The organism is Actinoplanes sp. NPDC049668 (assembly GCF_044465445.1).
Lineage (GTDB): Bacteria > Actinomycetota > Actinomycetes > Mycobacteriales > Micromonosporaceae > Actinoplanes.
Genome location: NZ_JBITLR010000009.1, coordinates 332,069 through 356,552, shown reverse-complemented (window position 1 = coordinate 356,552; position 24,484 = coordinate 332,069). Strand labels below are relative to the sequence as shown.

The window sequence follows — 24,484 nt, the reverse complement described above, 5'->3', positions numbered from 1 at the left end:
ATCCGCCGGTGGCCCGGCAGATCAGGGGGCCTGACTTCCCGCTCGTTGGAGACTTCCGGCTCTGCCCCCGCCCGCCCTGCCGCGATGTGCTGGTGGCAGGCGATCTGTTGGTGGCGCCCGCGGCCGGTCTCGGCATCGGCGGTGGCGCGCTGCTGGCCCTGGAGGCGGGGCGCGATCGCGCCGGCTACAACCCGGTACGACGATGGCCCGGCCCCCGGGCCATCGTCAGCCGCCCGGCGGGCGGTTAGTCGTCGACCTGGATGGTGTCGTGGACCTCGCGCCGCGGCGACACCGGCAGGACCTCGTCGGAGTCGACGTAGCCGAGCCGCACGACCAGGAACGGCTCGCCGTCCTCGGGCAGCAGCCGCCGCAGCAGCCGGCGCGGCCAGGCCACCTCGACGGCCTCGCTGATCGGCGCGGTGGCGATGCCCTCGGCGGTCGCGCCGAGCAGCAGCGCCGACATCGCCTCCCCGCCGCACAGCAGGTCCATCGGGCGTTCACCGGCACCGACGAGAATCACGTACGCCGCGCCCTCGTCGTCACCGGCGCCGGCGAGCAGGCCCGGTGAGCCGGACGGGAAGAAGTCACGCACCGGCACCCGGCGCAGGCTGTTCTGCACCGCCGTGGCGGGTGGCACCCCGTCGCCCGTCCACGCCGGCCGGTGCGTCCAGCGGGTCAGCTCGCTGCGGTGGGCCGGGTCGAAGTACTCCACGTCGGCGGCCTGGTCCACCACCACAGACAGCGCTGGAACGCGCTCGTCCGGCACCTTGTGCAGGCGTGCGCCCTCGGCCTCGACCAGCCGGCTCAGCCGCGCCAGCGTCTCGTCCGACAGCCGCCGTTCGCCGAAGGACCGGCGATCGGTGCGCCGGCGGCTGATGGAGTCGGCCAGACTCCCCGCTGCGGGGTCCGGCGCGGTATTGCCGGTCACCCGGATTCGGGCCAGCAGGTCCGGGCGCCGCTCGTCCGGCAGGCGGTCGACCTCCGCGCGCCAGCCCTGTGCGGCCAGGGCGACGCGCGCGTGGTGCAGCGCGCCGCCGCAGCTGAGCAGCAGCAGGCGTCCCTCCGCGTCGGTCACACCGAGTCGGCGCTCCGGGTCAGAAGACAGTTCTGCGGCGTCACCGGTGATGCGCCACTTCCACGGCTGGGTGTTGAACACCGACGGTGCGCGCAGGGACACCCGCGCGGCCGACTCGAGGGCCACGCGGGCCTCGGCGCGCGGGACAAGGTTGGCGTTGGCGTTCATGGCGGGAGCCTCCGATCCTGCTTGTCCCCTCAACCTGCCAGGCCGTGACGGGATGGTGCAGGGCCGTTGGTCCCGGTTCGGAGCGCCGTGCGGCCCGGGCTACGGGGCGTACCTACTGCCGCACGTAGGCCGGCGGACGGTTGATGTACACCGGGCACTCCGCGTGGTGCAGCAACTGCAGACCGGCCGAACCCAGCAGGGTCCCGGTGATGCCGCCGCGCCCGTGGCTGCCCACCACCACGAGCTGAGCCCCGGCCGACGCCTTGACCAGCGCGGATGCCGCGCTCTCGTGGGTGAGCAGCACCTCGACCGGCACCTGAGGATACTTGGCCCGCCACGGGGCCAGCTGCTCCTCCAGCCGGGCGCGTTCCTCCGCGTCCGCCTCCGGGGTCTCCACGTCGGCCGGACGGACCTCGGCGGCCAGCCAGAGCGGGATGGCGGGCAGATACGACCGCACCACGGACAGCCCGCCGCCGCGCCGGGCGGCCAGCCACCTGGCGTTCGCGCTGCTGGGCACGGCGCTGCTGCTGGCCGTGGCGGGCGTCGCCGCCGGTCTCGCGTACGGCGCGCAGGTCGACGACATCGGTGGGCAGACAGGGCGACTGCTCGGCGCCGCACTGGTGCAGCTGCCGGCCACGTGGGTGCTGGCCGGGTTGGGCACTGCCCTGATCGGCTTTGCGCCCGGGCGCGCCTCGCTGACCTGGGCCGCACTCATCGTGTCGGTCCTGCTCTTCGAGCTCGGTGCGCTGTTCGGGCTGAACCAGCGGATCGTCGATCTCACCCCGTTCGCGCATGTACCGAAGCTGCCCGGCGCCGCGTTCACGCTGACGCCGGTGCTGTGGCTCACCGTCATCGCCGCCGCCCTCGGCGCGGCAGGTCTCGCCGGGCTGCGCCGCAGGGACATGCCCGTGACGTGACCACCGACGGATCGAGGGCCGCGCGGTTCGACGCGCGGCCCTGGGATCCCGGCATCCGGGCCTTCTGTCAGCCCTGCTGCGCCCGGCCGGCGAGGGACCAGTCGCGGACCTCGGGCATGTCCTCGAGATGCTCGATGACGTACGCCTCGTGCTTCGCCAGCTGCTGCTCGCACCACTGCTTGAGGACGGTGGCGCCGCGCGGCAGCCGCTTGGCGTTGTTGATCGCGTCCATCACCAGGTGATAACGCGACGCCCTGTTCCGTACCGTCATGTCGAACGGGGTTGTGGTGGTGCCCTGCTCGACGAAGCCGCGCACGCGGAACCGGTCGGCGTCGGGCCGGCCGTGCACCAGCTGATGGATCGCGCCCGGGTAGCCGTGGAAGGAGAACACGACGTCGACGGTGTCGGTGAACAGCTCGGTGAACTGGGTCTCGCTCATGCCGTGCGGGTGGTCCTTGGGCCGGGGCAGCGTCATCAGGTCGACGACGTTGACGACCCGGACCTTGAAGCCGGGCAGCCGCTCCTTGAGGATCTGCGCGGCCGCGACCGTCTCCATCGTCACCACGTCGCCGGCGCAGGCCAGCACGATGTCCGGGTCGCTGGTGCCGTCGTCGGTGCCGGCCCACTCCCAGACCCCGGCGCCGCGGGTGCAGTGCTCGATCGCCTCGTCCATCGTCAGGTACTGCAGCTGCGGCTGCTTGTCGATGACGATCAGATTGATGTACGAGCGGGACCGGAAGCAGTGGTCGGCCACCGACAGCAGGCAGTTCGCGTCCGGCGGCAGGTAGACCCGGGCGATATCGCCGCGCTGGGTCAGCACCACCTGGATCAGGCCGGGTCCCTGGTGCGAGAAGCCGTTGTGGTCGTTGCGCCACGCCGTCGAAGTCAGCAACACGTTGAGGCTCGGCACCTCGGCCCGCCACGGCAGGCTCCGGGCCTCCTGCAGCCACTTGCCGTGCTGCACGGTCTGCGAGGCGCTGACCATCGCGAACGCCTCGTAGGTGGCGAACATGCCGTGCCGCCCGGTCAGCGTGTAGCCCTCCAGCCAGCCGTGGCAGTTGTGCTCGGACAGCACCTCCATGACGCGGCCGTCACGGCTGATCGCGACGTCCTCCGGCGTGACGGCCTCCATGAAGCCCCGGTCGGAGACCTCGAACACCGCACCGAGCCGGTTGCTGTTCGTCTCGTCCGGGCAGAACAGCCGGAACCGGTCCGGGTTGCGCGTGTAGGTGTCGCGCATGAGTTCACCCAGCTTGCGGGTCGATTCCGCGCGCAGCTCCGCCGGGCGCGGCACGTCGACCGCGTAGCGGCGGAAGTCGGGCAGGGCCAGTTCCTCAGTCAGGCGGCCGCCGTTCGCGTGCGGACTTGCGCTCATCCGCAAGGCACCCTTAGGCGGGAGACCGCGCACGTGGGCGGTGGGCGCGCCGCCGCCGTCGAAGAGTTCTTCCGGACGGTACGACTTGAGCCAGCGCTCCAGGATCGCCAGGTGCTCGGGGTTGTCGCGTACCCCGGACAGCGGAACCTGGTGTGAGCGCCACGTGCCGGTCACCGTGATGCCGTCGACCGTCTCCGGACCGGTCCACCCCTTCGGCGATCGCAGCGTGATCAGGGGCCAGCGTGGCCGGGTTCCGTTCCACTCGCCGTCGCGGGCGGCGGTCTGTATAGCGCGGATCCTGCCCCACGCCTCGGCCAGGACGGCAGCGAAACGGTGGTGCATGCCGGGCAGGTCGGAACCCTCGACCTCGAGGACGTCGTAGCCGTGACCGCGGAACAGGGCGCGTACCTCGTCCGGGTCCTTACGGGCCAGCACGGTCGGTCCGGCGATCTTGGCGCCGTTGAGGTGCAGGATCGGCAGGACCGCGCCGTCGTGCTTGGGGTTGAGGAACGAGACGCCCTTCCAGGAGCCTTCCAGCGGCCCGGTCTCGGCCTCGCCGTCGCCGACCACCGCGATGGCGAGCAGGTCCGGGTTGTCCATCACCGCGCCGAACGCGTGGACGAGGACGTAGCCGAGCTCGCCGCCCTCGTGAATCGAGCCGGGCGTGGTCACCGACACGTGGCTGGGAATGCCGCCGGGGCTGGAGAACTGCCGGAACAGCCGCAGCATGCCGGCCTCGTCCTGGCTGATCTCCGGATAGGTCTCGCTGTAGGTCCCCTCGAGGTAGCCGGCGGCGACCAGCGCCGGGCCACCGTGCCCAGGACCCGCGAGATAGATGGCCTGTTGACCGGTGTAGCGGATCAGCCGGGACACGTGCGCGTAGATCAGCGAGAGGCCGGGGCTGGTGCCCCAGTGGCCGAGCAGCCGCGGCTTGATGTGCGCCGGCGTCAGCGGCTCGCGTAGCAGCGGATTGCCCTGCAGGTAGATCTGCCCGATGGTCAGGTAGTTGTTCGCCCGCCACCAGGCGTCCAGCTGAGCGATCTCCGTCTCGGTCGGGACAGCGAGTGCTCGGGCCGTCTCATCGTCGGCGCGAGTGGCGACCTGGTCGTCCGAAATGGCGGTCACGGCAGTTCCTTTCGAGGGGCAGGGCTCCGACTGTTCCGTCTCACCGTATGTCCGTCGTGATCGCACGGTCAGGGGCCCAAGGGCGCCCACGGCGGGCCGTCCGGCCCGCGCGGGCGGGACCTTCGCCAGGACCGGGCGTCCCCTCGCGCCGTTGTCCGGAGAGGGAACCGGCGGCGGTGCCGCGACCAGGTGCTCGTTGCTGTCGCGCGGGACGTTCGGCCCAGCGACTCGTTGCGTTCGCCTGTGCCGTTCGCGCCGCCCGTGCCACATGCTCGACATGGCAGGTGCACCTTGAGCAGGTCGGCGCGGGAGACGATGCCGGCGAGGCGACCGAGGTCGTCGGTGACCGGGAGCCGCTTGACGCCTTCGCTGTCCATACGCCGGGCGGCCGCGGCGATCGAGGTGTCGGCGAGCGCCACGACGGCCGGCGCGCTCATCAGGTCAGCCGCCGTCCGGCCCTGGGCCTTACGCCGTTCGCCCCGACGGCGCGACCCGTCGAAGATTCGAGGCGTCTCGTCACCGCCGTACTCGATCTTGCGTAGCAGGTGTCCCGACGATAGGGCCGGCAGATCCGGCGGAGGCAGGGCCGTAGGTCCTGATCGGACCGGACCAGGATGGCAGCGGTCCTCAGCTCTGCGCCATCAGCCTCGTCAGGTCGACGAGGCGGTTGGTGTAGCCCCACTCGTTGTCGTACCAGCCGAACACCTTGGCCAGCCGGCCCTGCGCCTGGGTCAGGCGGGCGTCGAAGACGCACGATGCCGGGTCGCCCAGGACGTCGGTGGAGACCAGGGGCGCTTCGGCGTAGCGGATGATGCCCTGCATCGGCCCATCCGCGGCGGCCGCGGCGGCTACCACCTCGTTGATCCGGTCGGCCGTGACGTCCGTGCCGAGTACCAGGGAGAGGTCGCTGATGGAACCGTCCACCACCGGCACCCGCAGTGCCACGCCGTCCAGGCGGCCGGCCAGCTCCGGCAGCACCAGGCCGACGGCCTTGGCGGCGCCCGTGCTGGTCGGAATGATGTTGACGCCCGCCGCACGGGCGCGGCGCGGGTCCTTGTGCGGCGCGTCGAGCACGTTCTGGTCGTTGGTGTACGCGTGAACGGTGGTCAGATATCCCTGCTCGATCCCGAATGCGTCGTGCAGCACCTTGACCAGCGGCGCCACGCAGTTCGTGGTGCACGATGCGGCCGACACGATCTGGTGCCGGACCGGGTCGTAGGTGCCGGCGTTCACTCCCGGGACCAGGGTGGCGTCCACGCCCTTGCCCGGCGCGGAGATGAGCACCCGGCCGGCGCCGGCCTTCAGATGCAGCGCGGCCTCGTCGCGGGTGCGTAGCCTGCCGGTCGCCTCGATGACCAGGTCGACGCCGAGGTCGCCCCAGGGCAGCTCGTCCGGTCGCCGCAGGGAGAAGGCCGGGATGCTGCGCCGGTCGACGATCAGATTGTCTTCGTCGTGGCCGATCTCGGCGTCGATGCGGCCGTAGGTCGAGTCGTACTCGAGCAGGTGGGCGAGGGAGGCGGTGTCGTACAGATCGTTGACCGCCACCACCTGCAGGCCCTCGCCGGCCGGCGTCCTGTCCGACAGCCGGCGCAGATAGTTCCGGCCGATCCGGCCGAAACCGTTGATCGCGATGCGGTAGGTCATGGTCGTCCTCCAGATTCTCTCTTCCTCTCCTCAGCCTTCCGCCGCGCCCGACGGCCGGGCAGAGTCGAAAGTCCCGGCGGAGGGCGGCGCCGGGGGCAGCCTGGCAATCTTCGGCGAAGGCTCACTGCGACAGGTGTCGCTGACTATCGTCGAGGTACCTGCCCTCCGAGGAGATTCGCCATGTCCGTCGATCCCTCCCGCTTGGTGCTCGACCTCGCCGACATCGACTCCACCATGCTCGGCGAGGTCGGTGGCAAGGCGGCCAACCTCGGGGAACTCATCCGCGCCGGCCTGCCGGTGCCGCCCGGCGTCTGCGTCACGACCACCGCGTACCACGAGGTCACCCACGCGGTTCCCGGGCTCGACGAGATGATCGAGGACCTGGTCGCCACCGCACCCGGCGACCTGCGGCGACTGACCGACCTCGCCGGCCGGGTGCGGGGCGCGTTGCGCGCGGCGCCCATCCCGGCAGCGATCGAGGCCGCCGTCGCCGACGGGTACCGGGGCATGGACGCGGTCGCCGTCCGCTCCTCGGCCACCGCCGAGGATCTGCCGTTCGCCAGTTTCGCGGGCCAGCAGGACACCTATCTCAACGTCGTAGGTGAGGCGGCGGTGCTCGACGCGGTACACCGCTGCTGGGCCTCGCTGTGGACCGATCGGGCCGTCACCTACCGGGCCGCGAACGGCATCGACCACCGCACCGTCCGCCTCGCCGTGGTCCTCCAGGCCATGGTCCAGTCCGCCGTCGCCGGCGTGTTGTTCACCGCCAACCCGGTCACCGGCCGCCGCCACGAGGCGGTCATCGATGCCAGTCCCGGGCTGGGAGAGTCGGTCGTTTCCGGCATGGTCAACCCCGACCACTTCGTGGTCGACACCGCAACCGGCGAGATCCGCGAACGCCGCCTCGGCGACAAGAAGACGCTTGTCCGAGGGGTACCGGGCGGCGGCGTCGAACACGTCGCCAAGCCCGGCGACGCCGGCAGCCCGTGCCTTACCGACGCACAGTTACAGGCCCTCGCCGCCCTGGGCGCTCGCGTCGAGGCCCACTACGACGACCCGCAGGACATCGAATGGGCCATCGACGCGGGCGGCACGCTGTGGCTGACCCAGGCCCGGCCGGTGACCACGGTCTACCCGTTACCGGCCGCCCGGGACGGAGTGCGCGCCTACTTCTGCTTCACCCTCGCGCAGGGACTGACCCGGCCCTTGACGCCACTCGGCCTGGCCGCGCTCCGGCTGCTCAGCAGCGGTGTTGCGGAGCTGCTCGGCCGCCCGGTCGCCGACCCGGTCACCGGGGCCGCCCCATACTCACAGGCCGGGCTGCGCTTGTTCGTCGACCTGACCGGCGTACTGCGAAGCCGGGTCGGCCGGGCCCTCGTGCCGCGGGTGTTCGACGTGATGGAGGCCCGCGCCGCCGTGGTGATGCGCTCGCTGTTCGACCGGCCCGAGTTCGCGCTGACCCACCGTTCCGTACTGCCCACCGCGGCCCGGGCCGCGCGGATCGCCGCCCGCAACCGGCTCCCGGTCCGTGTCGTGCGAGCGCTGCGAGACCCGCAGCGGGTCCGCCGTGACCTCGACGGCCTCGCCGACGCCGCCCGCCGACGGCTCGACCTGCCCGCCACCACCACCGCCGGCGACCGGCTCGACCTGGTCGAACAGGTCCTCGCCCATGAGGTCGTCGGCGTCGTCATGCCGGTCGCCGCGCCGGCCGCGGCCGCCGGCTTCGCCATGCTCGGCCTCGCCGGCCGGCTGCTGCGCCCCGACCTGGCGCCCGGCGAGCTGCAAACCGTGCTGCGCGGCCTGCCGAACAACGTCACCACCGAGATGGACCTGGCTCTGTGGCAACTGGCCAGCCGGATCCGCACCGCCGGCGAGACCCTGGACGCGGACCCAGACACACTGGCCGACCGGTACCGGGCCGGCACACTGCCGCCGGTCGCCCAGCAGGGCCTGGCGGCCTTCCTCGACCGTTACGGTCACCGCGCCGTCGCAGAGATCGACCTCGGCCTGCCGCGTTGGTCGGAGGACCCGCGGCACGTGCTCGGCGTGCTCCTGAACTACCAGCGCCTCGACGACCCGGCCGCGGCACCGGACGCCGTGTTCGCCGCCGGCGCCCGGCAGGCCGAGGAGATGACCACGACCCTGATCGGCCGCGCCCGCGGCGGGCTGCGCCGCCGCGCGGTCCGGTTCGCTCTCGGCCGGGTTCGAGCCCTGGCCGGGCTGCGGGAGTTTCCGAAGTACTACCTCATCGTCGTGCTGGCCGCGGTACGCCGGCAGCTGTCCATCGTCGGTACCGAGCTGACCACCGCCGGCCGGATCGGCAGCGCCGACGACGTGTTCTTCCTCGACCTGCCCGAGATCCGCGCGGCGCTCGCCGGCAGCGACCAGCACGCCCTGATCGCCGCTCGTCGCGCGGAATACGACCGGGAGATGCGCCGCCGGCATGTGCCCCGGGTGCTGCTCTCCGACGGCACCGAACCCGAGCGTGACCTGCCCGGCCCGGCCGCACCGGACGGCGCGCTGGCCGGCACACCGGCCTCGGCGGGCACTGTCACCGGACCGGCCCGGGTGATCCTGGACCCGGTCGGCGCCCACCTGGAGCCCGGCGAGATCCTCGTCGCCCCGTCCACCGACCCGGGCTGGACGCCGCTCTTCCTGACCGCCGGCGGTCTCGTCATGGAGATGGGCGGCGCCAACTCGCACGGCGCCGTGGTGGCTCGCGAGTACGGCATCCCCGCCGTCGTCGGCGTCGCGGGCGCCACCACGCACGTGAGTACCGGTCAGCGGATCACCGTCGACGGCACCACCGGTCTGATCATGCCGGTGCCGGCGCCGACCTCCGGAGCATGACGTCGGCGAGCCTGCGCCGGGGCGTCACGCCGACCGCTTTGCCGAAGCCGACCCGCAACACCAGCTGCGCGAGCCGGCCGCCGGCCGGATCGGTGAGCCGCCGCCGCAGGCCGGGCACCTCCACCGGCTGGCTGATCGGCGTGGTCGACAGGTTCTGCCAGGTCGCGGTGAGCAGCACCCGTTGCAGGGCCTGCCCGGCCAGCACCCAGTCAGCCGGGCCGTCGCCGTCCGTGCTGAGCACCAGAAGCGTCGGATAGGGCTCGAACTCATCGGTCGGCCGCGGCAGCGGCAGCAGCTCGGCGAAGTCCCTCATCGGCACCGCCTCGAGAGCGTCCCACGGCCCCACCGCCCACATCGGGACACCGTCGGGCCGGACGCCGGTGCCGGACCAGCGCCCGAGCTCCTCCCGGTAGCCCGGGCGGGCCCGCAACCACTGATCGGCTTCGCGGGCGAGGCGCAGGATGCTCTCCCGGCCCGCCGGCGTCGCCACCGTGAGCGTGGCGCCCTCCCGGCGGGCGGCGTCCGCGAGGTGATCGAGGACGTTGTCCGGCACGGGCGTGTGTGCGAAGGGGAACCGGTTGGTGTGCCGGTGCGGCACGGCCGCGGCCAGCGCCTCCACCGCCGGGGTCGCCGCCGCGGGCCCGGCCACCCGGACGCGGGCGACCAGATCGGGCTCCTCCCGATCGGGGAACGTCGTCGAGCGGCACCGGTAGCCCGCCTGCCGGATGGCCAGGCGCAGGGTGAAGACCGCCGCGCCGACGCTGATCAGTTGCTCGCGCCCATCCGGGTCGAGGACCGGCAGCCGGCGGCCCGGGTCGGCGTACACGTCGACCGCGGGCCCGGCGATCCGGAACAACCAGGGCTGGCTGTGCCGGGGCGCTACGGCTCGGAGCCGGCCCGCACACCCTCCTTGCGTAGTTCCGCGGCGACCGACCGGGCCCAGGCCCGGACCCGCTCGGGGTTGCGGAAGTCACCGGCATGGCCCTCACGCGCGAGCTGCCGCGCCATGATGCCGATCCAGCCGTGCGCCTCGGACGTCATCCGTCCACCGAACGTCACATGCTCGCGTGCCGGCAACTCCTTGAGAGCCAGCTCAGCGTGGTGGCTCGGCGGCAGCACACCCCGATCGGCGGAGGTGTCCAACGGCCCGCTGCTGAACAACCAGACGGGACGATCGGTGAACCGGCCGGCGAACCGGTGGGTGAAGGTCCGGGCGTCGGCGTGCCAGCCGGAGGCGTAGACGGCCGAGCCGAGAATCACCGCCTCGTAGGTCCCGACATCGGTCACGCCGCCGCCCGGCGACAGGTGAACATTCAGACCCGCGGAGCGCAACTCCTTGGCGATCCATCCAGCGATCTCACCGGTGCCGCCACCGGCCGATCCGTACGCTACGAGAACGGTCATCCCGATCTCCTTTCGAACAGTCGAGACAGCGACGTCAGTCCGGCGCGGCACGACGGCTGATCAGCAGATCCACCACGTCCCGATAGCGGGCGCCCTCCTCCACGGACACGACGGCCCGGGTCATGACAACCTCCTCGCCCTCGACGCCAAGAGCGGGCGGGAGGGGTCGGGCAGGGCCGGAGGACCTGACGTCGGTGGTGGTCAGACGGGCAGCAGCGCCGCGGACGGCGCGCTGAACTCTGCGCGTTCCTTGATCCCGCGCAGCATCCGCCGCTCCATGACGAGGCTGCCGGGCTCCATCACGATCCGGTTCACCAGCCGGCGCGGCCAGCCGGCACCCGGCGTCGCGATTCGATTCCGGCTGATCAGGCGGGTACCCAGCCAGTAACTGCGGAGGTCGAAGATCCACACCCAGGCGCCGTCGGTGGAGCGGAACGCCAGTGTCCGCTCCGGATCGCAGATCTCGACCCGCATGCCGGGGCCGGCGGGTCCGAGCGGCAGCACGTCGCCGACGGCGAGCCGCTGGAACTGCGGCAGGATCTCGTCGGCGCTGTGCATGTCCAGGCCGAGCAGGTTCTCGATCCAGTCGTAGCTGTACGCGCCACCACGCCCGCTGCCCAGCTGTACCAGCCACGGCCAGACCGTCGCCGGGGCGGCATCGATCGTGATGGCGCGGGTGGACAGCAGATCCGGGCACGGCAGCAGATCGTCGCCGGGCAGTTCCTGGGCGACCTCTTCGGCGGTGGCGCCGTAGCCCAGATACCACCGCCGCACCGGCGGCGAGTAGGCCACGGCGGACGCGGCCAGGGCCGCACCGCCTATTCCCTTCCACAATGCTGTTCTCATCCCCCCACGCTCGCAGAGCCCGGTGAGCGTCGGCAGGGTCGTCCGGCCCCATGAGTGAGGTCAGGCGGGCCGGCCGGCCGCCGTCCGGGCACGATCAGCACCCGGACGCAGGTCCTCAGTTCTTCCCGCGCACGACGACGACCGGGCAGCGCGCGTGCTGGGCGCAGTGCCGGCTCACCGAGCCGAGCAGCGTGCCGGCGAAGATGCCGTGCCCATGGGAGCCCACCACGAGCAGCGCCGCGTGGGCGGACGCGTCGATCAACACCTGCGCCGGGTGGCCCGGCATCACGCTCTCCACGACCGTGACGTCCGGCCCGTCGAAGCCGACGGCCTCCTCCACTGACTCGTGGAGCAGCTTTCCCGCGGCGGCCTCGAGACCGTCGTACGGGATCAGCGCCCAACCGATGTAGCTCGGTATCTCCCACGCGATGGTGGCGCGTATCCGTCCTCCGGTCAGCCGCGCCTGCGCGAGCGCCCACCGCAGGGCCGCCTTGCCCGGCAGGGAACCGTCCACACCCACGACGATGTCGGTGTCCCGCACCTCGGAAACCTGCTCGTTCGTCATGTCGCCCCCTTCGTCGCCTCCATCACACCTCGACGCGCGGGGAAGCGATCAGGGCCGGAGGACCTAACCCGGCCGGGACCATCGCCGGTGTGCGGGCCGGGCTGCAGCACCTCGGCCGTCGGCCGCCGCCGCGTCGCGTCCGTCGGCCCTCCGTAGCCGACCCGGAGCACCATCTGCACCGACAGGCCCGTGGCCGGACGTCCCGGTCGCCGCCGAGGTGATCGAGGGAAGCCCGGGTGCCGCCCTGGCACACGCCGGCCGGACCGCCGACCTGCTCGTGCTGGGTAGCCACGGCAGCGGCCGGCTCCGTCACACGGTGCTCGGCTCCGTCAGAGACGAGTGCATCCGCAAGGCGACCTGCCCGGTGGTCGTCATCCCCGTACCGCTACCGGCCCTCGCGAACGCCGAGCCGGTGCCCAAGCCGCGGTAAGCCTGAACCGACCGGTTCTACCCGCAGGCGTGTTCGCCCTCGCCCGCGTCAAGCAGGACCTGCTGGACCAACTGGAGGCGTTCGGCCTGGCCGCGGCCGTCGGCGCCGAGCGGATCTTCCCCACCCTTCCTACCGCGGTCTCCGCATACCGGCACTGGCGCGACGGCGAGCCGGCCGGTTAGCCGCGCCGGGTCGTCATCCTTCACCGCTGCCGCTCGCGGACCCGGCGGCGACGGCGGCCAGCTCCGCCGCCAGGACGCGGCCGAGCAGGTCCAGGTCGGGGCAGCGGACGGGGTCAGCGACGGCGGTCACGGTGAGCGTGCCGGCGTAGGAGAGCGCGAGGAAGGCCACCGTCACGTTGGTGGCGCCGCCGACCGCGATCGGAATCATGGCGCGGACCTCGGCACCGCCGAGCCGGACCGGCGCGGCCGGGCCGCGCACGAAGCTCACCAGCGTGTGCAGGCGCTTCTGATGGGTCATGTACCAGCGGTAGCCGCCGAGCGCCGCGATCAGCCGGAACCAGCCGCCCAGCACGGTGATCGGTGCCGGCCCGGCGGCCGCGGCGCGCCGGCGCCGCACCTCGGCGGCGACCCGGGCGAGGCGGCGGCCGGGCGGCCCGGTGACCGGCACGGTCACGATCAGCGGGCTGACCGCGTTGCCGGCCGTCTCACCGGCCGGCCGCGGCGTACCGACGGGCACCGCGATCGTGACGGCGCCGATCGTCTCGCCCCGCCGGTCGAGCACGACGCGCAACGCACCGGCCACCGCGGTCAGCAGCGCGGCGTGCACGCCGGCATCGTGCCGATGCGCGGCGTCGCGCAGGGCGTCCAACGGGACCCGGACCGCGACGCTGCGGCGAAGCGCACCGGTGGCCCGCAGCAGGGAGCACCGCGCAACCGGTGCGGGAGCCACGCCGCCGCCCGCGGCCATCGCCGACCGCATGCGGCGCAGCCGGGCCGGCACCCGTCGCCAGGCCGTCAGCCGGGACCGCCACGCGTCCGCGGCGAGGCTGCACGGCGCCGGCCGCCGGGCGGGCGGCCGAACGGTCACGGCGACGGCCTCGTCCAGGAGCCGATCGAGCGCCGCGAGCCCGCCCAGGCCGTCACTCAGAACGTGATGCACGATCATCGCGAGTGCGGCGCACCCACCGGCCGGCCCGCGGACCAGGACCGCCCGCCAGAGCGGCCGGTCCCGCGGCAGCGGCCGCAGCACGTACGGCATGACTGCGTCGAGCAGCGCCCGGGTGTCCTCCGGCGCCGCGCACGGAACCGCGTTCACCTGCCGCCTCGGGTCGAAGCCGTCGTCCTCGACCCAGATCGGCCGTCCACAGCCGAGCGGCGTACGGATCAGCCGCTGCCGCAGGCGGGGCACCGTCGCGCTCCGGTCGCCGAGCAGCCGGAGGCAGGCGTCCTCCGGCAGCGCCCGGTCGAGCAGGAGCACGACGGCGATCTGCTGCGGCACCGCGTCCCGGTCCATCGCGAGGAACGCGAGGTCGGCGTCGCTCGCGCGGTCGATCGGGTGCCTCTCACGCATCCGCGGGTCCGATCTCCGGCGGCACGTCCATCGGATGACGTTCGTCGTCCCGGGCGGAGAGCACTTCGACGGCCCGCCGGTACTGCGCCGGGGTGATCTCTCCGGCGACGAGCTGGGCGACCAGCGCCCCCTCGAGACTCGTCGGCGCGCCGGTGTGCGGTGCGTCCACGCCGGTTGTCGTACCGGCGGGCTCGGCTGCAGGGTCGCGCCAGGTCCAGGCGAGTACGCAGAGCAACGTGAAGGCCGCGACGACAGCGATGACGTAGAACATCCTCCGCACCTCCTTCAGGACCATGCTCATCGAGCCGTCCTGATGGTCAGCAGGGACTTATGGCCTGAGGCTCCGCGCCGAAGTACCCGGGTGGCGATTACCGGAACGGCGGTTCGGTCCCTTCTGCTCCTCGCGGCGCTCCGCCTTGACAGTCAGCACACCGTGACCTGCAGATCCTTGTCAGGACCGAGTCCTGGCAGTGCGGTTCACCGCACGTATTCCTCGCTGGAGATCCAGTCCTCGACGCGAATCGCCGGCGCAACTCCCGGACGTAGGCGTGCCGGACGACTCCGCCGGCGGACACCACGCGCGGTCGCTGAGCACCGGGCCGCTCGGCGGCGTGTCGTTGTCCACCCGGTGCTGCTAGCCGAGCCCGCTGAAGACGGACTTTACGAGCGCTGCATCGCGCGCTGGTGGAGCACGCGCATCTCCTGGTCGAAGGGCGCCACCGGACCGGTCGTCGGGATACCGGGTGCGATGACGGCGATCGGCAGGACCGCGACCGGCGCGGCCGGCAGGCCCCAGCCGGAACGCCAGTCGGCGAGCTGAGCACTCGACGCGGCGAAGACGATCCGGCCGAGGCCGACCCACGCGTGCGCGGCGGCGCACATCGGGCAGTGCTCGCCGGACGTGTAGACGGTCGCGGCGGCCCGCCGGTCGGGCGGCAGATTCCTCGCGGCCCACTGCGCCAGCGCCAGCTCCGGGTGCGCGGTCGGATCCGCCGAACCGCTCTCCCGGTTACGGTCCTCCGCGAGGACATCGCCGTCCGCGCCCACCAGTACGGATCCGAACGGGTGGTCACCCGCGTCGAGGGCCTCGGCGGCGAGGGCCACGCACCGCCGCAGGTGCACGAGATCATCCGGGTTCATGGTCATGACCGCTCAGATTACCGACCTCAGGGCGTTCGCCGCGCCGCTCGGCCCGCAACCTCCCGGCGGATCGCTCGGCCAGACGCGCGGTCAACGGCACCAGCGAACGGTACGCCCACCGCAAGGTCCAGGCGGGGAGGGTGGCGTGGCGCTCCTCGAACGCCACCCGGGCTCGGGGGTGCTCCTTGGCGCCGAACGTGCTCGGCGGCGCGGTACGGCACACCTCGATGCCGTGGAGGTGCTTGATGTTCTTGTAGCCGTACTGCCGGGGTGTGACGAAGCGCAGTGGAGCGCCGTGCACGTCGCCGAGTGGTGCGCCGTCGAGCTCATCGGCGAGCAGCACGTCGGGTTCGAGGGCGTCCCGAAGGTCGACGACGGCCTGCACTCCGTCGAGGCCACGCACGACGAGGTACCGGACCTCCGGGTCCGGTTCGCAACGCGGGACGACGACCCGGTGCCAGAAGTCGGCGAACAGCGCGCCACGCCAGGTGATGTCCCGGACCGTCCAGGTGGTGACGCAGTGGAAGTCGGCGGTCAGCGACGTCCGCGGGACGAGGTCGTGCAGCTCGTCGAGGCCGACGGTCAACGGTTGCCGCACCGCCCCGGCGACGGTCAATGTGGCCCGCTCGGGGGCGGCCGGCGGTCGCCGCAGCGGGTTGTCGGAGAAGCGGGGGAACACCCGCAGCTCGCGTTGCCCGGGCGGCAGGGTCACGCCGGGTGAACGGCGCGGCCACAGGCTCGTCCACGGAATCGGATCGGCCGCCGGTGGCCCGCCGGCCAGCGCCACCGCGCACAGGCCGGCGAGAAGCAGGCACAGTGGCGAGTACGAGATCAGGTCGAGGTGGAAGTACGGCACCTGAGTGCCGCGGGCCACGGCGACGCCGGAGCTCACCACACCGAGCAGGCCACGCGCGGTGACCGCGACGACGATGGCCCCGACTCCGATCGCGACGGCACGCCGCGGTAGCGGCAGTCGGAGGACGCCACCTCGCGTCAGGAGCAGGACCGCGGCCGCCGCAAGGACGCAGGCCACCACCGCGGTGACGGCCGGTGACGGAAAGCGGGTGGTGTCTCCGACCACCCGCTGGGCCAGTGACGCGTCGTCGGTTCCCGGCCAGCGGCCGCCCCCGGCCCAGTAGAGATGCACGACCGCGGTGACCAGCAGGAGCAACGCCGCCACGGCAGCCGCACCGCGCCTGATGGTCGGACGACTGAACATCGCAAACCCCCAATGTGATACTCGGTATCACATCGCACGTTACACTGAGACTCAGTCTCAGCAAGAGAGGGAGGATGCGATGCCCGTCACCGCGAAACGCCGCGCCGACACTCGCGCCGCCCTGCTGGCGGCGGCCGAACTGTCGTTCCGTACCAAGGGCTACACCGCAACGACCATGGCCGACATCGCCGAGGCCGCCGGCGTCTCGCGGCCGACCGCGTTCCGGTACTTCCGTACCAAGGCGGACCTCGTCTTCTCCGTCCAGGACGAGTGGCAGCAGACCGTACGCGCTGTGGTCGTGGAGCAGTCGGGCTCCGGTTGGGCCCTGGTGCGACGCTGCTGCGACGCGGTGGCCGAGCAGATCGAACGGGATGCGGACCGAGTGCTGGCCGCATACCAGCTGGCGACCGAGCAACCGTCACTCGCCGCCGCGGCGGCGGCCCGCGACCGCGACTGGATCCAGGTGATGGCGGAACTGCTCGCCGGCGACGCGGCCGACGAGCCGGACGCGCTGCTGATGGGGGCCGCCATCATGGGAATGATCAACATGGCGATCATCCTGTGGGCCGACGCGCCGGCAACCACCGACCTGCGCCGCACCATCCACCGGGGCCTCGATCTCCTACCCGCCGGCCCCGTCAGCTGGGGGCCAGGACCGGGCCGAGCGCCAACAGGCGGGCGAGCAGCGCCGCCAGCTCGGCGAGGAGGGCGAGGACGGTGACCTCGAGCAACGCCGCGGCGGCGAACACCAGGATGACCAGCAGCGTCACACACAGCGCCACGGTGGCCAGATACTCCAGGATCTCCTTGGTCACCACCTCCACGCCGCGAACACCCTGCTGCAGGGAGCGCAGGAGTTTCCGGTTGAACAACGAGGCGAGCGCGGCCAGCGCGGCCGCCACGGCAACCTTGGCGTCGGCCTCCAAGTCGTAGGTGACGTAGCCGATGACGCCGGGAAAGATCGTCACGGCGGCGAAGACACAGCGGTACTTGGGCAGTACCTCGATCGTTCCCGGTTGCCAGGTGCCCGGACCGCAGTCCCAGTCCGGCGCCATGCTGCGGACCATCGGATCGTAGTTCCATTTGCGCAGGTAGTAGCCGTAGACCTCGTCGAACGCGCGCCGCGCGTCGTGCATCGGCTTGATCTCGAACCAGCCCCAGTCGTCGTCGGGGTCGGTTCCCGTCGCCTTGGTGTGCAGGTCCGCGATGTCGGGGTGGATGCGCCGGCCGGTGACCGGATTCCGCATGGCCAGCCAGAAGCACGCCAGCCGATCCATGTTGACGGACGGGGTGAGGATGGCGCCGGTGGCGTCCCAGATCTCCGACACCACCAGTTGTTCCGAGCCGACACCGGTGAACCGCACCCGGCCGTCGTTCACAACGAGGTGATCCGGGTGATCATCCGCGTAGCGAGCGAGGATTCGGCGGTGCACCTCACGGCCGATTGCGGCATTGTTCGGCGCCCGTCCGCCGGGGATGCTCATCAGGATGTGCTCGGTCAGCATTCCCAGTAGCGGCACGGAGAGCAAGGGGCCTTCCTCGGCGTCCTTGGTGCTGTCCAGCTGCGGCACATCCGCCGGCCAGTTGGCGGTGGTCGCCTTCATCGTTGCCCGGATGTTCTTGCCGATCGCCTCCGCCAGCGCCTGAGCGACGTCGGTGGCGTTGGCGACGCCCTGGATCTTCAAGATCCAACGTACGTACATCTCGGGGTCGATCAGCGGAGCGCACATCTCCAGCAGGCCGGTGATCCCTGAGGTCAGCGGCGCCGTGTCCGCCGGCGTCAGGGGAGGCAGTCCCGGCGGGAGCGTGCCGGCCCCCATGAGCGCGGTGACCACGGCCGCGGCGAAGTCCTGCACTGTCATCTGATTCGGGCCGGCTGGTTGTCCATCGGGCGCGAGGAACTCCTCGCCCGGCCTGGGTGCGGCGGCACCGAGGTCCGAGACCACAGCCATGATGTCCGCGATCGCGGGCCGCAGGCGTTCGGCGAGCTGGTCCGGGTCCAGGGTGTCGACGCCCTTCGCGAGAAGGTCCGCGATGGAGTCGAGGACGGACGTCGCCCAGCTCTCGACCTGCTCAGCAAGATCAACGGACTGTACGGGCATGACAACCCCCTCAGGGAGCATCCGGTGCGAGCACGCACCAGATGGACTGCACGTGTTGTGGGGTGGTCCGCTCGTCCTGTCCCGCCATCGGCACCGCACAGACGGCCGCGGTGATGGTCAGGAATCCCGACCGGTTCGAGACGATCATGGCGGCGGACGCGTCGGGCGGCGGCAACGCCGCCGAGCCCGGACCCGCGCTGGTCAGCCCCGACAGTTCCGAGATCGGCACCACGACGGTGTCGCCCCAGCCGGGCAGCCGGTCGACGGCCGCGCGCCGGGGTCCGGTGCCGGCGCGTTCGCGCAGCGCGGCCCGGCTCGCCGTCACGACGGACATGTCGGCCGCGGTCACGAAGGAGGACGAGGAACGCATCTGAGCCGGCAGGAAGTCAGCGGCCGCCGGCGAGCCGGGCGCCCCGGCCAGCAGCCGCTCGATCGGATCCGACTCGCCGGCCGGGACCGCCGGGGCGGCGATGTGGACCTGCTGCTGCGCGCGCCGGTTCAGCACCGGCAGCAGCGCAGGACCGACCATGTCGCCGGGCAGTGCTTCCAACCGCGGCGGATCGGGCCGCGGCAGGGCAAGGATGTGCTGGCGGGTCAGCCTCAGCGCGCCCGCGACGATCAGCGGATGGGGCGAGGGCTGGCGCTCGTCCACCACCATGCGCAGCCGGAACCGCAGCCTGTTCTGCCCCTCGACGGTCCAGATCCGCTCGTCGAGGTGGATCGGCCAACCGCCGACCTCCAGCCGGACCTGCGGGGTCGCATTCGTCACGAACTCTCGGTTCGCGCCGGTGAGGACGATGTCGACGGTGTGACCGGTGGCGATGACCTCGCCGTCGGCCACTCCGTCGATCGTGACGCGCAGCGGCGCGCCGGTCGGGCGCTGCCGCGCGGCCAGAGAATGACGAAGGTCGGTGACCTGCTGCCTGATCGCCGCGCTGCCGGACCGCAGCACGGCCACCCGCTTGCCCAGCTCGGCCTGCTCGACTGCGCGGTAGTGGATCTGCCGGATCGTGTCCTGGACATCGGCCTTGCCCAGCGCGGCATTCGCCACCTCGGTGGACAGCTCGGCGTGACTCATCGTGGCGCTGCCCGGTCCGACCTGAATCGTCACGCCGTCCTGATCCGGGTCACCCAGCGCACGCTGCCGGACGAACTGCCCCAGCCGGCCGAGGTCACCACCGCTGCCGGTGTCCAGGATCCCGAGGTCCTGCGCGACGACGATCGCGCTGGTCACCAGCGCATCGGCGACATCGTCGAGGGCGCCCCGAATGAGATCGACGATCCAGTCGGCGCCGTCGAAGAACTGGTCGTACAGCTCGGGAAACGCCAGCCCCCAACCGCCGGTGCTCACCACCCACAGCGGCCACAGCAGGCTCTTGACGACGTGGAGCACCGCGCGCACGACGTCGGCCAGGTCGTGCACCAGCGTCTTGAGGTCCTCGCCGAGCGCCTTCAGCTCGTCGGCCGACACGCGACCGCGCTCGAGCATGTCCGCGATCAGGTTCACCGCGTCCGTACCCGCCTGTTCCAGGTCGTCGGCCGTCCTGGCCATCGCGGCACCGACGGCCTTCGCGTCGTTGAACAGGGTGACCAGCGGCAGCGGGCCCTGCTCCGCGGCGATCAGCGCACTCATCCGCAGCGACGGCGGGATCATTCGAAGTGCGAGTTCGTGGCTGTCCACGAACATGGCCTCGAGCAGCCCGGCACGCAGTTCCGCATCGCCGACCCGGGCCGCGTCGCTGCCGGCGAGCCGCGCCAACTCGGCGCGCCGCTCGAGCGCCGGCTCGGGCAGCAGGACGAACGCGTTCATCAGCTTGAGGGCGCTGTCGAAGCCGACCGATTCGACGATCGAGACGATCTCGGCGGTCTCGCGCAATGCCGCGCTGACGATGGTCTCGTTGATCCGGAAGATGAGACCGAAGCGGTTGGCCAGGGCGAAGAATTCCGCGTACGCCGGGTCGGCGCGATCGACCGCATCGGCGAGTGCGCGGAGCTGATCGGCGCCCTGCCGAAAGTACGGCCTGAGCACGGTGTCGGACACCCGGATGACGAGCGGCCCGAAGAGCTGGGTCAGCAGCGCGTCGAGCTGATCCCGCAGGCGTTGCGCGTCTGCGGTGGTGAGGTCGCCGGCGACGAGGGCCGGCAGCGCCAGCGCGGCGACCTCGAGCAGCGGTCGGATGAAGGTCGCCACGTCGCGCAACTCGCCCGGCGGCAGGCCCTCTACCCACGGTCCGACCTGTGCGTCGAGCGCCGTCACCAGGGTGGCGAGCACGTCCTGGGCGAGCCGGCGTGCGGCGTCGGCGTCCTGCGTCGCCGCGCCGATGTCCCACAGCCAGCCCACCAGCGCCTCGGTGTCGGTGTTCAGGGCGGCCGCGAGCACACCGAGCCGGCCTCGAACCTCCGCATCCAGCCCACCGAGGCGGGCGGTGATGAACTCGACGAGTTCCGCCGGTGCCGGCGCGGTGTCATCCGCCGGCACCTGTCGCAGCAGCCGATGTACGTGTCGGCTCAGCGGCGCCGGAAAGCTGCTCACCGGGCCGTCTCCCAGCACCGACAGCAGGGTGGCGGCGCCGGCGGCGGCCAATGTCACGGCGTCCAGCACCGGCGTCAGAGGATCGCCGGCGGAGCCGTCGCTCAGCTCACCCAGTGAGCCACACAGGTTGATCAGGACCGGCAGCGCGTCCAGCGGGACGGCAGCGCCGGAGAAGCCCGCCAGGATCGTCCGGGCCTCCCCCAACACCCGGGACGCGGTCTCGTGCGCCGCCGGCGACAGTGGTCGGTCGACCGCCGCGAGGATCGCGGTCGTGGCCTCGCCCAGCGCGGCGGTCACCACCGTGGAGACGGCCAGATCGAGGCCGCTGCCACGCAGTTGCGCCAGGAACGCCGGGATCAGCCCGTCGAGTTCGTCGCCTGCCGCGGTGGCGTCGGGAGTGTCCTTCGGCGCGCCCAGCTGCGCGCCGAGCGCCACCGCCGCGGACGCCGCCAGCGGCAGGACGATGTCCAGCAGGGTGGTGACCGTTCGTTGGTGGGCCGGGATCAGCTCGGCGACCTGTGCCAGCACCTCGCGCACCAGCGCGTCCAACACGTCGCCGGCGTCCGGGAACTCGATGTCGACGTTGCCGACGACGCCCGCGCCGAAGACCCAGGCGTAGCCGTACTGGAACTCGACGGCGTACCCGGACCGGTGATTGTTCCTGCCGGTGGGCAGGACGCTGCCGGCGGCCATCAGCCGCGCCTGCGCCTTGACGGCGAAATACGCCTCGGCGCTGACGCCGGCATGGATCTCCGCCTTGCGCAGGATCACCGAGGCCGGCCGGAACAGCGCCGGCGGAAGCTGAACCGCCATGGCCGCCATGAGCGCGGCGCCGTCCAGCGCGATGTCACCGCGGATCCGCGCCCGCGCCTCGGCGACCAGGGCGACCTCGGCGAACAGGCCGTAAACGTCCAGCTGCGCCGCGAAGGCCGCCCGACCCGCCGCGGCCAGCTGGGCGTGCAGCGAGGCGGAGAACCCCGGGGTCGCGCTCAGCGTCGCGTCCAGGCTCGTCGATATCTCGGCCTTGGCCTCGGCGCGCACGCCGCGGCGCAGGTCGAACTGTCCCTCGGCGGAGGCGAGCGCCCGAGCGCCCATCCGGGCGGCGAGCGGACCGCGGTCGTACGTGACAAGCTGCGTGCCGGCCTCGACCATCGGGCACCCCCGGCATCACGAGACACCCGCAGGGCCGGCAGCACAAGCGAGTATTCCGTCCGCCTAGGTCGTTGTCCCACTCCCGACAGGCCCCCGCAACTCGAGCGGCCCAGCAGACGCCCAGTGCCGCAGGGTGCACGCCGCCAACCCCGGCACCGACTTCTGCGTCCGTCTCAGAACGGCTGCCCACACGCCTTCCACTGCCCGTCCTCCTCGACAAGTGCGAAAGTGTGCTGGTCGACGAACCCGGTATCGAGAGTGAGTTTCGCGGTAACGGTCGCCGATACTCGGCCGTTGTAGTTCGAAACGTTCACGCCCGTGATCTCGTGGCTCCGTATCTTGGGCTCCGCGCTGAGTCCAAGACCAAATGCTTCGCGGGTGAACTTGCTCTGTGTGCCCGCGCAGAGCCGACCGTAGGCGGCATCGGCGTTGCCTGATTCAAGATCGGTGACAAAGTCGCTGGTGGCCTCACGGGCCGGCCCGGTTGCCTGTTGCACCCCGCGGTAAAGGAAATATCCTCCGGTCACCCCGCCCGCGCAGCACAGCACAGCACAACCCCGACGATGATCAACACCGTCCGCAGTGTGCGGCGTCGCGGAGGCGGTCCGGGTTGGTACGTCGGCATCACCACGGTGATCAAGACTAGCCACCCACGCGTGCCACACTTGACCGTTCGGCCGGTGTGTTCCCTGCTCAAGCCAGGGCGATCGCCACCGAGGTGGGTAGGTCGGACTCGGAAGCGGCCCGGGTGACAAGCTGACCGAACCGCGGATCCGCACCAGAGATCTCGTGGATTAAGTGATGTTCCTGCCCGAATGGGCAAGTCGGGCCGCGAACTTCGGGTCGGCGACCAGCCTGCGCGATCCGGCGACCGGAACACCTCAGCGAATGAGTCGTCAGGCCGAACCGACCTTTGGATCAACCGGGACAGCCGTCGGCGGTGGTCCGCAAACCGACAGGCTCCGGAGGTCTCATGTTGAGCAACGTTGCGCGCGGCCTACTCATCGCAGGACTCGTCGCCGGTGGCGCCGCGACGGTCGTAACGCCCGCCCAGGCGGCCGCGAAGACCTTTGCGAATTGCACCGAGCTGAACAAGGTGTACAAGCACGGTGTCGCAAAGACGGGCGCGAGGGACAAGGTGAGCGGCGCCGCCAAGCGGGTGACAAACTTCAAGGTGTCCGACGCCTTGTATGCGGCGAACAAGAAGTCCGACCGCGACCGCGACGGCGTGGCCTGCGAGAAGCGCTGAACCGGACGCGAAGGCGTTCGGATCACGCTCGCAACTGAACGCTATTTACATCGACCGTGTCAACCTCGGCGGATACCGTCGCCTGGTGATGCGCGCCAGGCGGTACCGCTATGTCGGTCCGGTCGAGATCCGCGATGAGGCCGTCACGGTGGACATGCTGACCGTGGACTCGTCGGCCCGGCTGGCCGACTGGCTCACCGGACGCGCAAGCACCGAGCCCGATGATCCTCTGACGTTCGTGGTGACGGTTGAGGGCCGGCTCAGGCTGGCACCGCGCCGTAGCGAACATGTCGCCCTCGCCGCGGGCCGGGACGTACTCGCCGCGGGCGAGATGACGTTCGCCCGCGACGCATCCGGCTGGCGTGTGCTCGAGGTGACCAACCAGTCGACCGGCTACTGCCCGGATCCCGACTGCTGGCCGGCCGTGCGCCGGTCACTCGACCGCCTCGGGATTCCGCACCCGGGCGACTTCACCGACAAGGTGGTTTTCCGCCGCTGTCCGTCCTGCGCTGAGCGCAACATCGTGCGGGACGGCGACTTCGTCTGCGCACTCTGCGACAACGACCTACCCGCACGATGGAACTTCACCTCGGCCGGACGACGTGGCCTGGGAGGTCGACGGTTTCCAGCTCGGCTGACCCCGCCTCCGCCCACGTCGCGGGTTCGGACCTGCCTACCGAGCATCGCGCCTGAGACGTTGTGTCATCTTTCATGGGCGGCGGATAACAATAGGACCGACCGCCTGGATGCCGATGTGTGGTGGCGAAGAAATCATCTGATCCAGGAGGACCGCATGACGATGCACGCTTACCACGCCAACGATGGCCTGGCCCGTCAAATGCAGGCGCAGTCCGCGTATGACGACGTCAAGAAGTCCGCAGGAATAGCATTTGCGTTCTGGTTCTTCCTCGGCGGATTCGGCGCACACCGGTTCTATGTCGGCCACAAAGGCGTCGGCATCGCCATGCTGCTGACTCTGGGCGGCCTCGGACTCTGGGCCCTGATCGACGTGTTTTTCGTTTCAGGAGCGGTACGTGAGGTGAACGCCTCGAAGAAGCGGCAGATCTTCGGCCAGTTCGGCCTTCCCGTTCTGACGGCGTAACCAGAATCGACGGCTGCACCGATGCCGGGTATGGGAGTTGACATGCCCGGCACGG

Annotated in this window: 23 protein-coding genes and 1 pseudogene; 8 read left to right on the top strand and 16 right to left on the bottom strand. The window is 71.5% G+C overall.

What is annotated here, in order from left to right:
* The first annotated feature begins 92 nt into the window (after positions 1-92).
* Complete coding sequence (locus ACIBSW_RS35095; protein ID WP_354720345.1) at positions 93-248, top strand: hypothetical protein; 156 nt, start codon at positions 93-95, stop codon at positions 246-248.
* Here ACIBSW_RS35095 and ACIBSW_RS35090 read toward each other — a convergent pair.
* Positions 245-1,243, bottom strand: a complete 999-nt coding sequence (locus ACIBSW_RS35090) for an Acg family FMN-binding oxidoreductase (RefSeq protein ID WP_354720343.1) — start codon at positions 1,241-1,243, stop codon at positions 245-247. The two genes, ACIBSW_RS35095 and ACIBSW_RS35090, sit on opposite strands and share 4 nt — an antisense overlap.
* A gap of 112 nt (positions 1,244-1,355) precedes the next feature.
* On the bottom strand, positions 1,356-1,703 hold the full coding sequence (locus ACIBSW_RS35085) for a universal stress protein (protein ID WP_354720342.1): 348 nt from the start codon (positions 1,701-1,703) through the stop codon (positions 1,356-1,358).
* On the opposite strand from ACIBSW_RS35085, the gene ACIBSW_RS35080 reads away from it, so the two are divergent.
* Positions 1,678-2,160 carry a hypothetical protein gene (locus ACIBSW_RS35080; protein WP_354720340.1) on the top strand — a complete coding sequence of 161 codons (483 nt, stop codon included), beginning with the start codon at positions 1,678-1,680 and terminating at the stop codon, positions 2,158-2,160. The genes ACIBSW_RS35085 and ACIBSW_RS35080 overlap by 26 nt on opposite strands.
* 67 nt (positions 2,161-2,227) lie before the next feature.
* Here ACIBSW_RS35080 and ACIBSW_RS35075 read toward each other — a convergent pair whose 3' ends face one another.
* From ACIBSW_RS35075 to gap, 3 genes are all read right to left on the bottom strand, one after another.
* Complete coding sequence (locus ACIBSW_RS35075; protein ID WP_404799549.1) at positions 2,228-4,660, bottom strand: phosphoketolase; 2,433 nt, start codon at positions 4,658-4,660, stop codon at positions 2,228-2,230.
* Positions 4,661-4,728: 68 nt separating this feature from the next.
* Positions 4,729-5,097: a CBS domain-containing protein gene (locus ACIBSW_RS35070; protein ID WP_354727504.1), complete on the bottom strand. Its 369-nt coding sequence runs from the start codon at positions 5,095-5,097 to the stop codon at positions 4,729-4,731.
* Positions 5,098-5,287: 190 nt separating this feature from the next.
* Entirely contained in the window at positions 5,288-6,304 is a 1,017-nt protein-coding gene (gene gap, locus ACIBSW_RS35065) for a type I glyceraldehyde-3-phosphate dehydrogenase (protein ID WP_354727502.1), read from the bottom strand.
* A 180-nt stretch (positions 6,305-6,484) separates the two neighbouring features.
* Between gap and ACIBSW_RS35060 the strand changes: the two genes are divergently transcribed.
* Entirely contained in the window at positions 6,485-9,154 is a 2,670-nt protein-coding gene (locus ACIBSW_RS35060) for a PEP/pyruvate-binding domain-containing protein (protein ID WP_354727500.1), read from the top strand.
* On the opposite strand, the gene ACIBSW_RS35055 is transcribed toward ACIBSW_RS35060, so the two are convergent.
* From ACIBSW_RS35055 to ACIBSW_RS35040, 4 genes are all read right to left on the bottom strand, one after another.
* A complete protein-coding gene (locus ACIBSW_RS35055) occupies positions 9,120-10,010 on the bottom strand; it encodes an Acg family FMN-binding oxidoreductase (protein WP_354727498.1) in 891 nt (296 codons plus the stop codon). The genes ACIBSW_RS35060 and ACIBSW_RS35055 overlap by 35 nt on opposite strands.
* Before the next feature lie 23 nt (positions 10,011-10,033).
* Positions 10,034-10,558: a flavodoxin domain-containing protein gene (locus tag ACIBSW_RS35050; protein ID WP_354727496.1), complete on the bottom strand. Its 525-nt coding sequence runs from the start codon at positions 10,556-10,558 to the stop codon at positions 10,034-10,036.
* Positions 10,559-10,759: 201 nt separating this feature from the next.
* Positions 10,760-11,404: an SRPBCC family protein gene (locus ACIBSW_RS35045; RefSeq protein ID WP_354727494.1), complete on the bottom strand. Its 645-nt coding sequence runs from the start codon at positions 11,402-11,404 to the stop codon at positions 10,760-10,762.
* 115 nt (positions 11,405-11,519) lie between these two features.
* Positions 11,520-11,969, bottom strand: coding sequence for a universal stress protein (locus ACIBSW_RS35040; protein ID WP_354727492.1), 450 nt, complete (start codon positions 11,967-11,969; stop codon positions 11,520-11,522).
* A 187-nt stretch (positions 11,970-12,156) separates the two neighbouring features.
* On the opposite strand from ACIBSW_RS35040, the pseudogene ACIBSW_RS35035 reads away from it, so the two are divergent.
* Positions 12,157-12,399 (top strand): annotated as a pseudogene (locus ACIBSW_RS35035) (universal stress protein); the annotation flags it as partial.
* Positions 12,400-12,428: 29 nt separating this feature from the next.
* Positions 12,429-12,581 carry a hypothetical protein gene (locus ACIBSW_RS35030; protein ID WP_354727490.1) on the top strand — a complete coding sequence of 51 codons (153 nt, stop codon included), beginning with the start codon at positions 12,429-12,431 and terminating at the stop codon, positions 12,579-12,581.
* A gap of 13 nt (positions 12,582-12,594) precedes the next feature.
* On the opposite strand, the gene ACIBSW_RS35025 is transcribed toward ACIBSW_RS35030, so the two are convergent.
* From ACIBSW_RS35025 to ACIBSW_RS35010, 4 genes are all read right to left on the bottom strand, one after another.
* Positions 12,595-13,932, bottom strand: coding sequence for a wax ester/triacylglycerol synthase domain-containing protein (locus ACIBSW_RS35025; RefSeq protein ID WP_354727488.1), 1,338 nt, complete (start codon positions 13,930-13,932; stop codon positions 12,595-12,597).
* Positions 13,925-14,233: a hypothetical protein gene (locus ACIBSW_RS35020; RefSeq protein ID WP_354727486.1), complete on the bottom strand. Its 309-nt coding sequence runs from the start codon at positions 14,231-14,233 to the stop codon at positions 13,925-13,927. The genes ACIBSW_RS35025 and ACIBSW_RS35020 overlap by 8 nt, the downstream gene beginning before the upstream one ends.
* 359 nt (positions 14,234-14,592) lie before the next feature.
* On the bottom strand, positions 14,593-15,078 hold the full coding sequence (locus ACIBSW_RS35015) for a nucleoside deaminase (protein ID WP_354727484.1): 486 nt from the start codon (positions 15,076-15,078) through the stop codon (positions 14,593-14,595).
* Positions 15,059-16,252, bottom strand: a complete 1,194-nt coding sequence (locus ACIBSW_RS35010; RefSeq protein ID WP_354727482.1) for a molybdopterin-dependent oxidoreductase — start codon at positions 16,250-16,252, stop codon at positions 15,059-15,061. Before ACIBSW_RS35010 ends, ACIBSW_RS35015 begins: the two co-directional genes overlap by 20 nt.
* 118 nt (positions 16,253-16,370) lie before the next feature.
* Here ACIBSW_RS35010 and ACIBSW_RS35005 point away from each other — a divergent pair, with 118 nt between their 5' ends.
* Positions 16,371-17,012, top strand: a complete 642-nt coding sequence (locus ACIBSW_RS35005; RefSeq protein ID WP_354727480.1) for a TetR/AcrR family transcriptional regulator — start codon at positions 16,371-16,373, stop codon at positions 17,010-17,012.
* On the opposite strand, the gene ACIBSW_RS35000 is transcribed toward ACIBSW_RS35005, so the two are convergent.
* The 3 genes from ACIBSW_RS35000 to ACIBSW_RS34990 form a co-directional block, all read right to left on the bottom strand.
* On the bottom strand, positions 16,930-18,393 hold the full coding sequence (locus tag ACIBSW_RS35000; RefSeq protein WP_354727478.1) for a hypothetical protein: 1,464 nt from the start codon (positions 18,391-18,393) through the stop codon (positions 16,930-16,932). The genes ACIBSW_RS35005 and ACIBSW_RS35000 overlap by 83 nt on opposite strands.
* Positions 18,394-18,403: 10 nt before the next feature.
* Entirely contained in the window at positions 18,404-22,078 is a 3,675-nt protein-coding gene (locus ACIBSW_RS34995; RefSeq protein WP_354727476.1) for a hypothetical protein, read from the bottom strand.
* A 173-nt stretch (positions 22,079-22,251) separates the two neighbouring features.
* Positions 22,252-22,575, bottom strand: a complete 324-nt coding sequence (locus ACIBSW_RS34990; protein ID WP_354727474.1) for a hypothetical protein — start codon at positions 22,573-22,575, stop codon at positions 22,252-22,254.
* A gap of 476 nt (positions 22,576-23,051) precedes the next feature.
* Between ACIBSW_RS34990 and ACIBSW_RS34985 the strand changes: the two genes are divergently transcribed.
* Complete coding sequence (locus ACIBSW_RS34985) at positions 23,052-23,327, top strand: excalibur calcium-binding domain-containing protein (RefSeq protein ID WP_354727473.1); 276 nt, start codon at positions 23,052-23,054, stop codon at positions 23,325-23,327.
* An 88-nt stretch (positions 23,328-23,415) separates the two neighbouring features.
* Entirely contained in the window at positions 23,416-24,429 is a 1,014-nt protein-coding gene (locus tag ACIBSW_RS34980; protein WP_354727509.1) for a TM2 domain-containing protein, read from the top strand.
* The last annotated feature ends 55 nt before the right edge of the window (positions 24,430-24,484 follow it).

Coding starts and splice junctions, on each gene's coding strand:
- ACIBSW_RS35090 (WP_354720343.1), bottom strand. CDS start 1,243: ATGAACGCCAACGCCAACCTTGTCCCGCGCGCCGAGGCCCGCGTGGCC.
- ACIBSW_RS35080 (WP_354720340.1), top strand. CDS start 1,678: ATGGCGGGCAGATACGACCGCACCACGGACAGCCCGCCGCCGCGCCGG.
- ACIBSW_RS35070 (WP_354727504.1), bottom strand. CDS start 5,097: ATGAGCGCGCCGGCCGTCGTGGCGCTCGCCGACACCTCGATCGCCGCG.
- gap (WP_354727502.1), bottom strand. CDS start 6,304: ATGACCTACCGCATCGCGATCAACGGTTTCGGCCGGATCGGCCGGAAC.
- ACIBSW_RS35060 (WP_354727500.1), top strand. CDS start 6,485: ATGTCCGTCGATCCCTCCCGCTTGGTGCTCGACCTCGCCGACATCGAC.
- ACIBSW_RS35050 (WP_354727496.1), bottom strand. CDS start 10,558: ATGACCGTTCTCGTAGCGTACGGATCGGCCGGTGGCGGCACCGGTGAG.
- ACIBSW_RS35045 (WP_354727494.1), bottom strand. CDS start 11,404: ATGAGAACAGCATTGTGGAAGGGAATAGGCGGTGCGGCCCTGGCCGCG.
- ACIBSW_RS35040 (WP_354727492.1), bottom strand. CDS start 11,969: ATGACGAACGAGCAGGTTTCCGAGGTGCGGGACACCGACATCGTCGTG.
- ACIBSW_RS35025 (WP_354727488.1), bottom strand. CDS start 13,932: ATGCGTGAGAGGCACCCGATCGACCGCGCGAGCGACGCCGACCTCGCG.
- ACIBSW_RS35020 (WP_354727486.1), bottom strand. CDS start 14,233: ATGAGCATGGTCCTGAAGGAGGTGCGGAGGATGTTCTACGTCATCGCT.
- ACIBSW_RS35015 (WP_354727484.1), bottom strand. CDS start 15,078: ATGACCATGAACCCGGATGATCTCGTGCACCTGCGGCGGTGCGTGGCC.
- ACIBSW_RS35005 (WP_354727480.1), top strand. CDS start 16,371: ATGCCCGTCACCGCGAAACGCCGCGCCGACACTCGCGCCGCCCTGCTG.
- ACIBSW_RS35000 (WP_354727478.1), bottom strand. CDS start 18,393: ATGCCCGTACAGTCCGTTGATCTTGCTGAGCAGGTCGAGAGCTGGGCG.
- ACIBSW_RS34995 (WP_354727476.1), bottom strand. CDS start 22,078: ATGGTCGAGGCCGGCACGCAGCTTGTCACGTACGACCGCGGTCCGCTC.
- ACIBSW_RS34985 (WP_354727473.1), top strand. CDS start 23,052: ATGTTGAGCAACGTTGCGCGCGGCCTACTCATCGCAGGACTCGTCGCC.
- ACIBSW_RS34980 (WP_354727509.1), top strand. CDS start 23,416: ATGCGCGCCAGGCGGTACCGCTATGTCGGTCCGGTCGAGATCCGCGAT.